The 14,581-nt window shown below is 71.9% G+C and carries 11 protein-coding genes and 1 riboswitch; of the genes, 8 read left to right on the top strand and 3 right to left on the bottom strand.

What is annotated here, in order from left to right:
* Positions 1–69: 69 nt before the first annotated feature.
* The 3 genes from AS97_RS43010 to AS97_RS43020 all read right to left on the bottom strand — a co-directional run bounded on the left by AS97_RS43010 (position 70) and on the right by AS97_RS43020 (position 3,259).
* Positions 70–1,341: an MFS transporter gene (locus AS97_RS43010; RefSeq protein WP_079059599.1), complete on the bottom strand. Its 1,272-nt coding sequence runs from the start codon at positions 1,339–1,341 to the stop codon at positions 70–72.
* Positions 1,342–1,413: 72 nt separating this feature from the next.
* Positions 1,414–1,917 (bottom strand): MarR family transcriptional regulator, encoded by a 504-nt coding sequence (locus tag AS97_RS43015; protein WP_079059598.1) that lies wholly within the window; start codon positions 1,915–1,917, stop codon positions 1,414–1,416.
* Positions 1,918–2,011: 94 nt separating this feature from the next.
* Complete coding sequence (locus AS97_RS43020; RefSeq protein ID WP_210566804.1) at positions 2,012–3,259, bottom strand: YncE family protein; 1,248 nt, start codon at positions 3,257–3,259, stop codon at positions 2,012–2,014.
* Between the two features lie 214 nt (positions 3,260–3,473).
* On the opposite strand from AS97_RS43020, the gene AS97_RS43025 reads away from it, so the two are divergent.
* The 8 genes from AS97_RS43025 to AS97_RS43060 all read left to right on the top strand — a co-directional run bounded on the left by AS97_RS43025 (position 3,474) and on the right by AS97_RS43060 (position 14,522).
* Positions 3,474–4,373, top strand: a complete 900-nt coding sequence (locus tag AS97_RS43025) for a Gfo/Idh/MocA family oxidoreductase (RefSeq protein WP_059146631.1) — start codon at positions 3,474–3,476, stop codon at positions 4,371–4,373.
* Positions 4,374–4,463: 90 nt separating this feature from the next.
* A complete protein-coding gene (locus tag AS97_RS43030) occupies positions 4,464–5,207 on the top strand; it encodes a beta-phosphoglucomutase family hydrolase (RefSeq protein WP_059146630.1) in 744 nt (247 codons plus the stop codon).
* On the top strand, positions 5,204–7,549 hold the full coding sequence (locus tag AS97_RS43035) for a glycosyl hydrolase family 65 protein (RefSeq protein WP_086708443.1): 2,346 nt from the start codon (positions 5,204–5,206) through the stop codon (positions 7,547–7,549). Before AS97_RS43030 ends, AS97_RS43035 begins: the two co-directional genes overlap by 4 nt.
* A 50-nt stretch (positions 7,550–7,599) precedes the next feature.
* Positions 7,600–8,637, top strand: a complete 1,038-nt coding sequence (locus tag AS97_RS43040) for a PHP domain-containing protein (protein ID WP_125756138.1) — start codon at positions 7,600–7,602, stop codon at positions 8,635–8,637.
* Between the two features lie 875 nt (positions 8,638–9,512).
* Positions 9,513–9,749 carry a hypothetical protein gene (locus AS97_RS43045; RefSeq protein ID WP_210567473.1) on the top strand — a complete coding sequence of 79 codons (237 nt, stop codon included), beginning with the start codon at positions 9,513–9,515 and terminating at the stop codon, positions 9,747–9,749.
* A gap of 219 nt (positions 9,750–9,968) precedes the next feature.
* Positions 9,969–11,894 carry an NAD-binding protein gene (locus AS97_RS43050; protein ID WP_210567408.1) on the top strand — a complete coding sequence of 642 codons (1,926 nt, stop codon included), beginning with the start codon at positions 9,969–9,971 and terminating at the stop codon, positions 11,892–11,894.
* Between the two features lie 93 nt (positions 11,895–11,987).
* A riboswitch (cobalamin riboswitch) is annotated at positions 11,988–12,116 on the top strand.
* A 60-nt stretch (positions 12,117–12,176) separates the two neighbouring features.
* A complete protein-coding gene (locus AS97_RS43055; protein ID WP_059146627.1) occupies positions 12,177–12,560 on the top strand; it encodes a hypothetical protein in 384 nt (127 codons plus the stop codon).
* Between the two features lie 156 nt (positions 12,561–12,716).
* Positions 12,717–14,522, top strand: coding sequence for an FAD-binding dehydrogenase (locus tag AS97_RS43060; protein ID WP_210566805.1), 1,806 nt, complete (start codon positions 12,717–12,719; stop codon positions 14,520–14,522).
* The last annotated feature ends 59 nt before the right edge of the window (positions 14,523–14,581 follow it).

The raw sequence follows: 14,581 nt of genomic DNA on the forward strand, positions 1-14,581 counted from the left end.
TGCGCACCGGACTGGAGCCCTCCGAGTTGGTCCATGCCTGTCCCGCCGAGCGCGCCGGGCCGGCTCGCGTCAGCCGGCCGAGCCGAACTCCTCGGCCAGCGCCTGCTTCTCCAGTGTCTCCCGCCGCTCCTCGGCCGGGGTGTGTCCGGCCGCCTCCGCCGCCTGGACGCGCTCGGCCTCGGCGAGCAGCGAATGCCCGGTGGCCAGGACACCGATGCCCAGCGCGACCGCCGCGGCCCCGATGTAGAAGGGCAGATGCACCCCGCTGTGCTCGGCGATCTTGCCGGCGGCGTACGGGGCCAGACCGCCGCCGATGAAGCGGACGAAACCGTAGGAGGCGGAGGCGACGGGCCGCTCCACGGGGGCGACGGTCATCACCGCCTGGGTGGTGATGGTGTTGTTGATCCCGATGAAGGCGCCGGCCACGATCACCGCCACGATCAGCGTCGTCTTGGAGTCGGTGAACAGGCCGATGACGAGGATGTCGAGCGCGAACAGCGCCAGGTTCAGATACAGGGAGCGGGCTATGCCCAGCCGCGCCTGCAGCCACGGGGCGCCGAAGACCGAGAAGAAGGCGACGAGCAGACCCCAGCCGGTGAAGACATAGCCGAGCTCATGGGTGCCCAGGTCCATCGGGAAAGGCGCGTAGCCCAGCACCGTGAAGAAGCCCCAGTTGTAGCAGAGCGCGGTCAGCCCCATGGTGAGCAGTCCGCGGTGGCGCAGCGCCTTGATCGGGTCGGCGATCGAGGCCCGGCGCGTCGGGGTCGGGGTGGGCTGGACCAGCACGATGGTCGCGATCAGTGCGATGGCCATCAGGGCCGACACGCCGAAGAACGGCCCGCGCCAGCTGATCCCGCCGAGCTCACCGCCCAGCAGCGGGCCGATCGCGATGCCGATGCCCAGGGCGGTCTCGTAGAGGATGATCGCGCCCGCGAAGCCACCGCTGGCCGAGCCGACGATGACGGCGAGCGAGGTGGCGATGAACAGGGCGTTGCCCAGGCCCCATCCGGCGCGGAAGCCGACGATCCCGTCGATGCTGCCGGACGCCCCGGCCGCCGCGCTGAAGAGCACGATGAGCACCAGACCCGCCACCAGAGTGCGCTTGGCGCCGATGCGGCTGGAGACGAACCCGGTGACCAGCATGGCCACGGCGGTCACCACGAGATAGCTGGTGAACAGCAGCGACACCTGGCTCGGCGTGGCATGCAGCTGGGAGGAGAGGGAGGGCAGGATCGGATCCACGAGGCCGATGCCCATGAAGGAGATCACGCAGGCGAAGGCGACCGCCCATACGGCCTTCGGCTGCTTGAAGGGGTTGGGGGCGCTGGGATGAGCGGACAAAAGATGCTCCGTCGTTCAGGGTCCCAGCCGTGACGACATGGCAATGCCGTGGCGCGGCAGGGTGCCGGTTGATCAGGAAGCGGTACTCCCCGGGGACTTCCGTGCCCGTGCCGCGTTGTCGACCAGCCGCTGGAAGGCGGGGGCGGCGGCGTGGACGGCGGTGGCGAGGGCCTGTTGGTCCTCGGGGGAGAGGGTGGCCAGCAGCTCGGCGAGCCGGTTCGTACGGCCGCGGCGCCGCTCGGCGAGCAGCTCCCGGCCGGCGTCGGTGATCGCCACCAGCACCACCCGCCCGTCGTGCGGATCGTCGACCCGGGTCACCAGACCCTGCCGCTCCAGCCGCTGGATCAGCTGGGTCATCGAGGGCTGGGTGACTCCCTCGTCGGCGGCCAGGGCCGTCAGCCGGGAGGGGCCCTCCCGGCTGAGCCGGCCGAGGGTCGAGGCCGTGGTGAAGCTGATGTCCCGGTTGGTCAGATGGCGTACCGCGAGGAACGCCAGCTGTTCCAGCGCCTCCGCGACCTGCTCACGGGTCGCGGGGACGTCGGGTTCCCGGGGGCCGGACTGCTGCGTGTATTCCACATCTAGATTTATATCACGCTTCTATATAGGCAGCCTATGCAGATGGCTGTGCGGAGCCTCACAGGCCGCTCATGGCACCTGAGGGAAGGCCGCCTCAGCGGAAGATTCCGGTGTGGCCGAGGGAGTAGCGGCCGGGCTGGGGGTAGACCGCGAGCCCGTGGGGGCCGCCGCCGACCGGGATCCGGGCGCGCAGCCGGCCGTTGCGGGTGTCGATCGCGTAGACCTCGGCGTTGTAGCGGCCCGAGAGCCACAGCACCTTGCCGTCGCCGGACACCCCGCCCATGTCGGGACTGCCGCCGCCGGGGAGCCGCCACCGCCGCACCAGCTTGCCGGTCTTGAACGACAGCACCGAGATGGTGCCCTCGCCGCGGTTGGAGATGTACATCGAACGGGAGTCGCGGCTCACGTAGAGGCCGTGCGTGCCCTTTCCGGTGGGCAGCAGCTTCGGCTTGCCGAAGGTGTCGCCGTTGAGCACCCACAGGCCGTTCGCCACCATGTCGGCGATGTACCACGTCTTGCCGTCGGGCGAGATCTTGACGTCCTGCGGCATGGCCCCGGCGATCGGCAGCCGCTGCTTGGCGACCACCTTCTTCTTCGCGGTGTCCACCTTCAGCAGCTCACCGGAGAACTCGCACGAGACGATGAAGTAGCGCCCGTCCGGCGAGAAGTCGGCATGGTTGACGCCGTAGCAGTTCGCCGGCACCGACGTGACCACCTTCATGGTGTGCGCGTCCCGGAAGACCAGCGCCCGGTCCATGGAGGCCATCACCACGGCGTATTTTCCGTCCGGGGTGAAGTAGAGGTTGTACGGGTCGTGGACGTCCACCGGGCGGCCGACCCGGCCGCTGGCGGGGTCGATGGGGGTGAGGGAGTTGCCCAGGTCGTTGTTGACCCACAGGGTCTTCAGATCCCACGAGGGCACCACGTGCTGCGGCTGATGGCCCACCTGGATGGTGCGGACGACCTTGAACTTCTTCGGATCGATGACGCTCACCGTGTCCGAGAGCGTATTGGGCACATACACCCGCGACGGAAAGTCCTTCACCGCCCGGGACAGCTTCCCCGGCCGGTCGGCGGCGTAGAGGTCATGGGGGTCCAGCGGGGGCGGCATCCCCGGCAGCAGCCGGGCCGCCGCGGCCTTCTTCTTCGCCGCGGCCTTCGCCGCGGCGGCCTCCAGCGCGCTCTGCCGCGCCGACGCCGACTTCGCCCCGTCGGGCCGGTGCTCGCTGGTGGACGCGCAGGACGGTACCGCGGCCCCGCACAGCAGCAGGACCGCCGCCGCCCGGACCGTGGCGCGCGGCCGGAGTGCGCGGGAGTGGGAGCGGGACGAGCCACGGGCCACGGGTTCCTCCAGCGGTGGGGTGGGCTTCGGCCGTCACCCGCACCGTGGCCGGCCATGGCCTCACCCTGGCACCGCCCCCGCCCACCGGCATCCGCCGGCGGCCAAGCGGGGGAGGGGCGTACCGCCCTCGGCCGAAGCGGGTGGGCCGCACGGGCGTAGGATCGCGGCCGACTCCGGGGAAGGCCCCGGAGCTTCGCGTGGAGGGGGACGGACAGTGCGGTTCGGACTGCTGGGCACCGGACACTGGGCGGCCGAGACCCACGCGGCGGCGCTCGCCGCGCACCCGGTGGCCGAACTGGCCGGGATCTGGGGCCGCGACCCGGCGAAGGCACAGGCGCTGGCGGATCGCTGGGGCACCCGCGCCCACGCGGACGCCGACGCGCTGATCGCCGACGTGGACGCCGTGGCCATCGCCCTCCCGCCGGACATCCAAAGCGGCCTCGCCGAGCGGGCCGCGCTGGCCGGGCGCCATCTGCTCCTGGACAAGCCGCTGGCGTTCGGCACCGAGGAGGCCGACCGGATCGTGCGCGCCGTGGACGAGCGCGCACTGGCCTCGGTGGTGTTCTTCACCAACCGCTTCGCGGCGCCCGTCGAGACCTTCCTCCAGGAGACCGCGGCGGCCGGTGGCTGGGACGGCGGCCGTGCCACCGCCTTCGCCTCGATCTTCCAGCCCGGTGGCCACTACGGCGGATCCCACTGGCGGCGGGAGCGCGGTGGACTGTGGGACGTCGGCCCGCACTCCCTGTCCGTCCTGCTCCCGGTCCTCGGCCCGGTGGCCGAGGTCACCGCCCTGGAGGGGCCGCGTGGCGCCGCGCATGTACTGCTGCGCCACCACTCCGGCGCCATCGGCACGCTCGCGCTCACCCTGGACGCCCGGCCCGCCGCCCAGGGCTTCTCCTGCGACTTCTACGGCGAGCGGGGGATCGCCCTGGTCCCCGACGCCGGGACCACCGCGGTGGCGGCCTTCGCCACGGCCGTCGACCGGCTGCTGAGCGGCGCCCGCGAGGGGGGCGCGGCGGACCCCTGCGACGTCCGGTTCGGGCGCGAGGTCGTCGCCGTCCTGGAGGCCGCCGACCGCTCCCGCCGCGAGGGGCGCACCGTCGTACCGCGCTGAGTGACGGCCGCACCGCACTGAGTGGCGAAAAGGTCCCGATTCCGCCGTCACGCCCCGCATATTCCGGCGTTCCCGGGGGAATCGGCGGCCATGACCAAGCTCAGCCTGCCCGATTCCATCCGGGCCTGCCTGTTCGACCTCGACGGCGTGCTGACCAGGACCGCCGTGGTGCACGCGGCGGCGTGGAAACAGACGTTCGACGAGTTCCTGCGGCGGCGCGACGGCCCCTCCTTCCGTCCCTTCGACTCGGCCCACGACTACGACGAGTACGTGGACGGCCGCCCGCGCGCCGACGGGGTGCGCACCTTCCTGGCCTCCCGGAACATCGATCTCCCCGAGGGCGGGCCGGACGATCCGCCCGACGCGGACACCGTGCACGGCCTGGGCAACCGCAAGAACATCCTGGTCCTGGAGAAGATCCGCGAAGAGGGAGTCGAGGCGTACCCGGGCTCGGTGCGCTTCGTGGAGGCCGCGCGCGCCGAGGGCCTGCGGATCGCGGTCGTCTCCTCCAGCGCCAACTGCCGCGATGTGCTGATCGCCGCCGGTATCGAGGACCTCTTCGAGGTGCGGATCGACGGTGTGGTCGCGGCCGAGCGCAAGCTGCCCGGCAAACCGCACCCCGACACCTTCCTGGAGGCCGGACGGGAGCTGGACACCGCGCCCGAGGCGGCCGCCGTCTTCGAGGACGCCCTGGCGGGCATGGAGGCCGGGCGCTCGGGGCACTTCGGCTGTGTCGTCGGCGTGGACCGGGTGGGCCAGGCCGACGCGCTGCGCGCACACGGCGCGGGCATCGTGGTCAAGGATCTCGCCGAGCTGCTGGAGGACGACTCGTGATCACCGACTCCTCATATGTCGTCGACCCCTGGGTGCTGCGGGAGATCGATCTCCGGCTCGATCTGCTGCCCCAGAGCGAATCGGTCTTCGCGCTCTCCAACGGCCATATCGGCTGGCGTGCCAATCTCGACGAGGGGGAGCCCCACGGCCTCCCCGGCACCTATCTCAACGGCGTCTACGAACGGCGTCCGCTGCCCTACGCCGAGGCCGGATTCGGCTATCCCGAGGCCGGCCAGACCATGATCAACGTCACTAACGGCAAGATCATCCGGCTGTTGGTGGACGACGAGCCCTTCGATCTGCGCTACGGACGGCTGCGCTCCCATGAGCGCGTGCTCGACCTGCGCGCCGGGGTGCTGCACCGCACCTGCGAATGGACCTCGCCCTCCGGCACCAGTGTGCGGGTCCGCTCCACCCGGCTGGTCTCCCTCACCCAGCGGGCCATCGCCGCCGTCGCCTACGAGGTGGAGGCCGTCGACGCCCAGATCCGCGTCGTCGTCCAGTCCGAGCTGGTCGCCAACGAGCAGCTTCCCGAGCGCGCCGGTGACCCCCGGGTGGCCGAGGCCCTGGAGTCCCCGCTGAACCCCGAGGAGAACGCCGCCAACGACAAGCGGCTGCGGCTGATCCACTGCACCGAGGTCAGCGACCTGCGGGTCGCGGTCGCAGCCGACCACCTGATCACCGGGCCGCCGCCCACCCGCCACGCCAGCGAGAGCGGCGACGACGTCGCCCGCCTGACCGTCACCTCGGTGCTGGAGCCGGGCCAGGTCCTGCGGCTGGAGAAGCTGGTGGCCTACGGCTGGTCGGGCGCCCGCTCGCTGCCCGCCGTACGGGACCAGGTCGAGGCCGCGCTCGCCGGGGCCGCCAGCACCGGCTGGCGCGGCCTGGTGGACCAGCAGCGCGCATGGCTGGAGGACTTCTGGTCCCGTGCCGATGTGGAGGTCGAGGGCGACGCCGAGATCCAGCAGGCCGTGCGCTTCGCGCTCTTCCACGTCCTGCAGGCCGGCGCCCGCGCCGAGGAACGGGCCATCCCCGCCAAGGGCCTCACCGGCTCCGGCTACGACGGCCACACCTTCTGGGACACCGACACCTTCGTCCTGCCCCTGCTCACCTACACCTTCCCCGAGTCCGTGGCCGAGGCGCTGCGCTGGCGCCAGTCCATCCTGCCCGCCGCCCGGGAGCGGGCCCAGCAACTGGGACACGATGGCGCCACCTTCCCCTGGCGCACGATCGAAGGCTCCGAATGCTCCGGCTACTGGCCGGCCGGCACCGCGGCCTTCCACGTCAACGCCGATGTGGCGGACGCGGTGGTGCGCTATGTGGCAGCCACCGGCGACGAGGAGTTCGAGCGCGAGACCGGCGTGGAACTGCTGGTGGAGACCGCCCGGCTGTGGCGCTCCCTGGGCCACCACGACCACCACGGCCGCTTTCATATCGACGGGGTGACCGGCCCCGACGAGTACAGCGCCATCGCCGACGACAACGTCTACACCAACCTCATGGCCCAGTCGAACCTGCGAGCCGCCGCGGACATCATCGAACGCCACCCGGACAAGGGCTCCGAACTGGGCGTCGACGACGAGGAGGCCGCCGCCTGGCGGGACGCGGCCGAGTCCATGTCGGTCCCGTACGACAAGACCCTGGGCGTCCACGAGCAGTCCGCGGACTTCACCGGCCACCAGGAGTGGGACTTCCAGGGCACCCGCGCCGACCAGTACCCGCTGATGCTCAACTTCCCCTACTTCGACATGTACCGCAAACAGGTCGTCAAACAGGCCGACCTGGTGCTCGCGATGTATCTGCGCGGCGAGTGCTTCACCGAGGAGCAGAAGGCACGCAACTTCGACTACTACGAACGGCTCACGGTCCGGGACTCCTCCCTGTCCGCGTGCGCCCAGGCCGTCATGGCCGCCGAGGTCGGCCATCTGCGGCTCGCCTACGACTACTTGGGCGAGGCGGCCCTGATGGACCTGAAGGACCTGGAGCACAACACCCGCGACGGTCTGCACATCGCCTCGCTCGCCGGTACCTGGATCGCCCTGGTCGCCGGGTTCGGCGGGATGCGGCACCGCGACGGCAGGCTGGAGTTCTCGCCCAAGCTGCCCGAGAAGCTGGCCCGGCTCGCCTTCACCATGCAGGTGCTGGGCCGCAGGCTGCGCGTGGAGATCACCGGCCGCAGTGTCACCTACTCCCTGACCGAGGGCGCCCCCATGGAGATCCGGCACTACGGACGGCCCATCACCGTCTCCGAAAAGACCCCCCGGACCTGCGACATCGCCGAGCTGACGGCACGTCCCGAACCCCGCCAGCCCCCCGGCCGACGCCCGAACCGCCGCGCCTGAGGCGCGAAGGCACACACACCGCGGACGCCGCACACAGCGAGGAGCGCGTGATGGACCCCCTGGAGGCCCTGGACCGGATCGCGTTCCTTCTGGAGCGCGCCCAGGCGCCGACCTACCGGGTGCGTGCCTTCCGCACGGCCCAGGCGGTGCTCGCCGGTCTGGACCCCCAGGAGGTCGAGCGGCGTGTCACGAACGGCACCCTCCGGTCGCTCAAGGGGTTCGGGCCGAAGACCTCGCAGGTGGTCAAGGAGGCGCTGGAGGGCCAGGTGCCCGGGTATCTGGCGAACCTGGAGGCCGAGGCTGCCGAGGCCGAGTCGGAGCCCGACGAGGACGCGGTGAAGCTGTGCGCCGCGCTGCGCGGGGACTGCCATATGCACTCCGACTGGTCCGACGGCGGTTCCCCGATCGAGCTGATGGCCGGTACGGCGGCGCGGCTGGGGCACGCATGGGCGGTGCTCACCGACCATTCCCCACGGCTGACGGTGGCCCGCGGCCTCTCGGCGGACCGGCTGCGCGCCCAACTGGACGTGGTGGCGGAGCTGCGCGTGAAGCTGGCCCCCTTTCAGCTGCTCACCGGGATCGAGGTGGACATCCTCCCCGACGGCTCCCTGGACCAGGAGCCGGAGCTGCTGGACCGGCTGGATGTGGTGGTGGCCTCGGTCCACTCCAAGCTGCGGATGGACGCCCGCCCCATGACCCGCCGGATGATCACCGCCGTCAGCGATCCGCTGGTCGATGTGCTGGGCCACTGCACCGGACGGCTGCTCGGCGGAAAGCGCCCCGAGTCCGCCTTCGACCATGAGGAGGTCTTCGGCGCCTGCGCGGAGGCGGGCACCGCCGTGGAGATCAACTGCCGTCCGGAGCGGCTGGATCCACCGCGCAGGCTGTTGCGCGAGGCCGTCCGGGCGGGGACCTTCTTCTCCATCGACACCGATGCCCACGCGCCCGGCCAGCTCGACTGGCAGCGCAACGGATGCGCCAGGGCCGCGCAATGCGGGGTGCCGGTGGAGCGCGTCATCACCACCTGGACGGCGCGGCAGCTGGTGGAGTGGACCCGCACGCGCCGGCCCCCGCGCCGTGCGAGCTGACGCCTCCATCAGCCATGCGCGTCAGCGGCGATACGTGAAATGCGCGATGAATTCACCTATGCGCGGTAAGTCCTCGTATCATCTCCCCCTGCCGGGCTACCGCACAGGCGCCGCCACGCGTTCATCCTGAACATCCGCAGGCCCACCGTCCATGTCGCCATCCCGCGCAGCTGGCGCACCCTGATCAGAAGCCCGGCCGGGGCGGTCCTGCTCCGGCACGAGATCTCGCATCTGCGCCACGGCGACGCGGAGTCGGCGGACCGGCTGTCCGCCTTCCTCGCCCAGCAGCACGAGAAGAACCCGGCGCGCCAGAAGGCCGACCGGCTGCCGGCCCTCTCCCGCGGCTGGACCGGCGGCCACCCCGCCCCCTACGCCCGCTCGTGCCGTCGCCGCCGCATGGGCCTTCGCGGCCGGCGTCTGTATCCCGGCGATCGGGATCTGGACGGGCGTCCTGGACGGGGCGTCCGGGCGAGGGATGGTCAGGGACGGTCGCAGATCGACGAGCCAGCGCTCCCGAGGCTCCGTCGAGCCGCAGCTGCGCGAGAGGACCGGAATGGGGTGAGGGGCCGCGCACGGTCCAGGCGCGGTCCTTCGCCTGCGCGGGCCCGGTGATGAAGAGCGTCATGGCCAGGACGCCGCAGAGCGGAAATGCCACAGCGAGGCGTCGGTAAGATCTCGCCGTTGTTGCCTCCCGAGGCGGATACGTTACTGAGTCATCCGATAACTGGGGAGGGATCGGGCAGTATTGCGCCCCATCGAGGGTCGTTGGTGCCCGAGAGATCGGATCTATGGCCGGACCGCTTCCGGGGACGGAGCCACGGGGTGGAGGGTCGGAGGATGGACCCGCGTACGGTCCGGACAGGGAGGCGCACACGATGAGCGGCACGGCTCGACCCGACGACCCGGACCGGGAGACGGCGAACCGGGAGACGGCGAACGGGGAGACGGTGAACCGGGAGACGGCGGACCGGCAGACGGCGGACCCGGCGCCCGCCGAGCCCGAGGGCGGGGAGTCCGCCTGCTGGCTGGACCGGGTCTGCGCCGACTGCGGCGCGATCCAGGACACCGCGCCCTTCGCCCGCTGTGCGCGCTGCGGAGCGCTCAGGGAGTGAGCACACGGGGCGCCCCGCCCGCCCCGGTGCCCAACTCCCTTGGGCAGCCCACCAGGTACGGTCTGATCCTGACCACCGGAGCACGGGTGCCGGCCGCCGGAGACCGCGGTCGCCGTACCCCGCCCGGACGACCCACGGCATCACGGATCAACGGGGGGCTTCGCCGTCGTGTTCTCCACCTCCACCTCCGCCCCGCCGACCCCCTCGGGGGCGGCCCATATGGTCGTGTGCGGTGACGACGCGCTCGCGCACCGCCTCGCCGCCGAGCTCCACTTCGTCTACCGGACACGGGTGACGGTCGTCATCCCCGGCGGCGCCCCCTTGGCGGACCCGGCCGGGCAGCGCGTGGCCGGATGGCGGTCGGGCGGCCGTGCCTCCGCGCTCTTCGGCCGGTTCAGCGCGGCCGTCGGACGGGTCCCGCTGCCCCGGCAGACCGCGGATGACCCTGCTCCGGACGGGGGAGTGCGGGTCATGGAGGTCCCGGCGCTCGACGAAGAGGTGCTGACCGAAGCGGGTGCGGAGCACGCGACGGCGCTCGCCCTGGTCCATGACGACGACGAGGCCAATATCCACGCCGCCCTCCACGCCCGCCGCCTCAACCCCCGGCTGCGACTGGTGATCCGGCTCTACAACCGCAAGCTCGGCCAGCATCTGGAGGAACTCCTCGACGAGGCGGCGCGGGTGGCCGATCCCGGTATGGACCCGGCCGAACTGGACGCCACCACCACCGTACTGTCGGACGCCGACACCGCGGCCCCCGCCCTGGCCGCCACCGCCATCGCGGGCACCAGCAAAGTCCTCCAGGCCGACGGGCTGCTGCTGCGCGCGGCGGAGCGCACCCCGCCCGGCCCCGACGAGGTGGCCCGCCCGGGGCTGTGCACCCTCGCCCTGCTCTCGTCCACCACCAGCGACCCCGGCGGCAGTGAGGGCTCCGACAGCAGCGGGGACGAAGGGCCCAAGCTGCTGCCCGGAGACGAGGAAGTGGCCGCCGCCACCGGCCGCGACACGGTGGTGCTCGAGGCCGTCTCCGCCACCGGCCCACCGTCGGCGCCACGGCGGCTCGGCACCCGCAGACTGCCCCTCGCCTCGCTGTTCTCCCGCCGGCTGCGCTGGTCCGTCGCAGGAATGGCGATCGCAGTCCTCGCCCTCACCATCGCCTCCTGGCAGCTCACCGGTGCCGGTCTGCTCCACGCCGCCTACCTCACGGTGCTCGATGTGCTGGCGATCGACGACCCGGCGCTGGACGAGCCGACCGGACGCAAGGTCCTCCAACTGCTGTCCGGGCTGGCCGGACTGCTGATGCTGCCCGTCCTGGTGGCCGCCGCGCTCGAAGCGCTGGGCACCTTCCGCACCGCCTCCGCGCTGCGCCGCCCTCCGCGCGGCCTCTCCGGCCATGTCGTGCTGCTCGGGCTCGGCAAGGTCGGCACCCGGGTCCTGGCCAGACTCCGGGAGATGGACATTCCCGTGGTGTGCGTGGAGGAGGACCCCGGGGCGCGCGGCATCCCGCTGGCCCGCAGGCTGGGGGTGCCGACGGTGATCGGCGATGTCACCCAGGAGGGCGTCCTGGAGGCCGCCAAGATCCAGCGGGCACACTCCCTGCTCGCCCTGACCAGCGTCGACACCACCAACCTGGAGGCCACGCTGTACGCCCGCTCGGTCAAGCCCCGGCTGCGGGTGGCGCTGCGCCTGTACGACGACCGCTTCGCCACCGCCGTCTACCGCACGCTGCGCGCGGCGCATCCGCGGGCCCTCACCCGCAGCCGCAGCGTCTCCAGTCTGGCGGCCCCGGCGTTCGCCGGAGCGATGATGGGGCGTCAGATCCTGGGCGCCATACCGGTCGAGCGCAGGGTGCTGCTCTTCGCCGCCCTGCATGTCGCCGGGCATCCGCAACTGGAAGGGTGTACCGTCGCCGAGGCGTTCGCACCGGGCGCCTGGCGGGTGATCGCGCTGGACGCGGCGGAACCCGCCGACCGGCAACGCGACCTCGCCGCGGCGCCTCGTTACGACGGCGCCACCCAGGAGCCCGCCCTGGTGTGGGATCTGCACCCCGGCTATGTCCTGCGGCCGGCCGACCGCGTGGTGCTGGCGGCCACCCGCCAGGGCCTGGGCGAAATCCTCGCGGGGGCGGCGGCCCGCCGCGACTGACGTCGAACCGCCCGTGGTGCTCCCAGGAGCGGGGGCCACATGGTGCGGCGGTGTCCGGGATGCGATGATGCCGGGCGACAAAGGCGACGGCGGAACGAGGAAGCCGGTGTGAATCCGGCGCGGTGCCGCCACTGTGATCGGCGAGCGGATCCCGAACAGCCACTGCCCGTACACGCGGGTGGGAAGGCCGGGACGAGCATCGACCCGAGAGCCAGGAGACTCACGCGGTCGCCTCCTCGACGGAAAACCGGGGCGGACTTCCCCGGAGGAGGGCGATGGGCCATGCCTGTCAGGCCGACCGACCCGGTGCCATGCCGGGTGACCGTATGCCGGGACTGCTGCTGCGGCAGCCCCAAGGTGACCGGAATCGACCATGCGGAACAGATCGCGCGGCTCCGTGAGGAGGCGCCCGTACGCGTCTCCGCGTGTCTGGACGTCTGCGATCAGGCCAATGTGATCGTGGTGCAGCCATCGGCGGCCGGACGTGCCGCCGGGGGCAGGCCGGTGTGGCTCGGCCTGGTCAACGACCCGGATGCGACAGAGGACATCGTGGCCTGGGTCACGGCGGGCGGCCCCGGTGTGGCACCGCTGCCCGACATCCTCGATCTGTACGCCTTCTCGCCACGGCGGCGCGCCTCGCCGGAGGCGTCATCCGGCGGGCGCTGACCCGTCGAAGTTCCCTGCGGCATACGGGAGTTGCTCATTGAGGGCAGGAGTCTGGTGGGCCCGCACCCGGTGGGCTACCGTCGGTAACACATTGCCGTCGCGGCAACCCCCTTCGCCTCTCCCGCACCCTCCGAACCCCCTTCCGGAAGGCAGCCCATGGAGAACTCCACAGAGAATGCCGCCTCGCTTGCCGGGATCAGCCGCCGCCGCGCCCTGACGGCGGCGGGTGGTGTGCTCGCCGGCGCCGCGCTCGCCCAGGCGGCGGGCCCGGCCTTCGCCGCCTCCGGGGCGTCTTCGGACGCGGACGCCATCGTGGTCGGCGGCGGGCTCGCCGGGCTGGTCGCCACGGCGGAACTGGCGGCCGCGGGACGCAAGGTGCTCCTCCTCGACCAGGAGCCCGAGAGCAACCTCGGCGGCCAGGCGTTCTGGTCCTTCGGCGGCCTGTTCTTCGTCAACTCCGAGGAACAGCGGCTGATGGGCATCAAGGACTCCCATGAACTGGCCTGGCAGGACTGGCTCGGCACGGCCGGCTTCGACCGCGGCGTCTCCGATCCCGGCGGCCAGGACTACTGGGCCCGCAAATGGGCCGAGGCGTACGTGGACTTCGCGGCCGAGGAGAAGCGGTCCTGGCTGCACGGGCTCGGCGTGCAGTGGTTCCCGATCGTCGGCTGGGCCGAGCGCGGCGGCGGCCTCGCGGACGGGCACGGCAACTCGGTGCCGCGTTTCCATGTCACCTGGGGCACCGGTCCGGCCGTGGTCGAGCCGTTCGAGAAGAAGGTGCGGGCCGCCGCGAAGGACGGGCGGGTGACCTTCAAGTTCCGGCACCGGGTGGACGATCTGGTGGTCACCGGTGGTGCCGTCACCGGGGTGAGCGGCGCGATCCTGGAGCCGAGCGACGCCGCCCGCGGCAAGCCCACCTCGCGCACCGTGGTCGGCCACTTCGAGCTCAACGCCCAGGTGGTGATCGTCACCTCGGGCGGTATCGGCGCCAACCACGATCTCGTACGGCGGAACTGGCCCGACCGGCTCGGCTCACCGCCGAAGTTCATGGTCACCGGCGTCCCGGCGTATGTGGACGGCCGGATGCTCGCGATCACCGAGAAGGCGGGCGGACGGATCGTCAACCCCGACCGCATGTGGCACTACACCGAGGGCCTCAGAAACTACGACCCGATCTGGCCGGGCCACGGCATCCGCATTCTGCCGGGCCCCTCGTCGATGTGGTTCGACGCGAAGGGCAAGCGCTTCTCCACCCCCGACATCCCGGGCTACGACACCCTGCACACCCTTGGGACGATCACCGCCACCGGCTATGACTACTCCTGGTTCGTCACCACCCAGAAGATCATCGCCAAGGAGTTCGCGCTCTCGGGCTCCGAGCAGAACCCGGACCTGACCAACAAGGACATCCTGCAGCTCCTCTCCCGCATCTGGCAGACACCCGAGCCGATCCAGCGGTTCCGGGACAAGGGCGAGGACTTCGTCGTCGCCAACACCCTGCCCCAACTGGTCGCGGGCATGAACAAGCTGACCGGCGACAACCTGATCGACCTGGCGGACCTCACCCGGCAGATCGAGGCCCGCGACCGCGAGATCGCCAACCCGTACACCAAGGACGTCCAGGTCATGGGCATCCGCAACGCGCTCGCCTACCCCGGGGACACGCTCAGCCGCACCGCCTCCGCGCACCGGATCCTGGACCCGTCCGCCGGACCCCTGATCGCCGTGCGCCTCAACATCCTCACCCGCAAGACCCTCGGCGGCCTCCAGACCGACCTCACCGGGCGCGTCCTGGACGCCTCCGGCAACCCGATCACCGGCCTGTACGCGGCCGGTGAGGTCTCGGGCTTCGGCGGCGGGGGAGTGCACGGCTACCGCTCCCTGGAGGGCACCTTCCTCGGCGGCTGCCTGTTCTCGGGTCGTGCCGCGGGCCGTGCGGCGGCGGCCGCGACCGCGACCTGAACCGGCGGGCGCGGCGGCGGTGGCGCACCGGGCACATGGCAGACTCCTCCTGCGGTCCG

The organism is Streptomyces sp. AgN23 (assembly GCF_001598115.1).
Classification (GTDB): Bacteria; Actinomycetota; Actinomycetes; order Streptomycetales; family Streptomycetaceae; genus Streptomyces; species Streptomyces antimycoticus.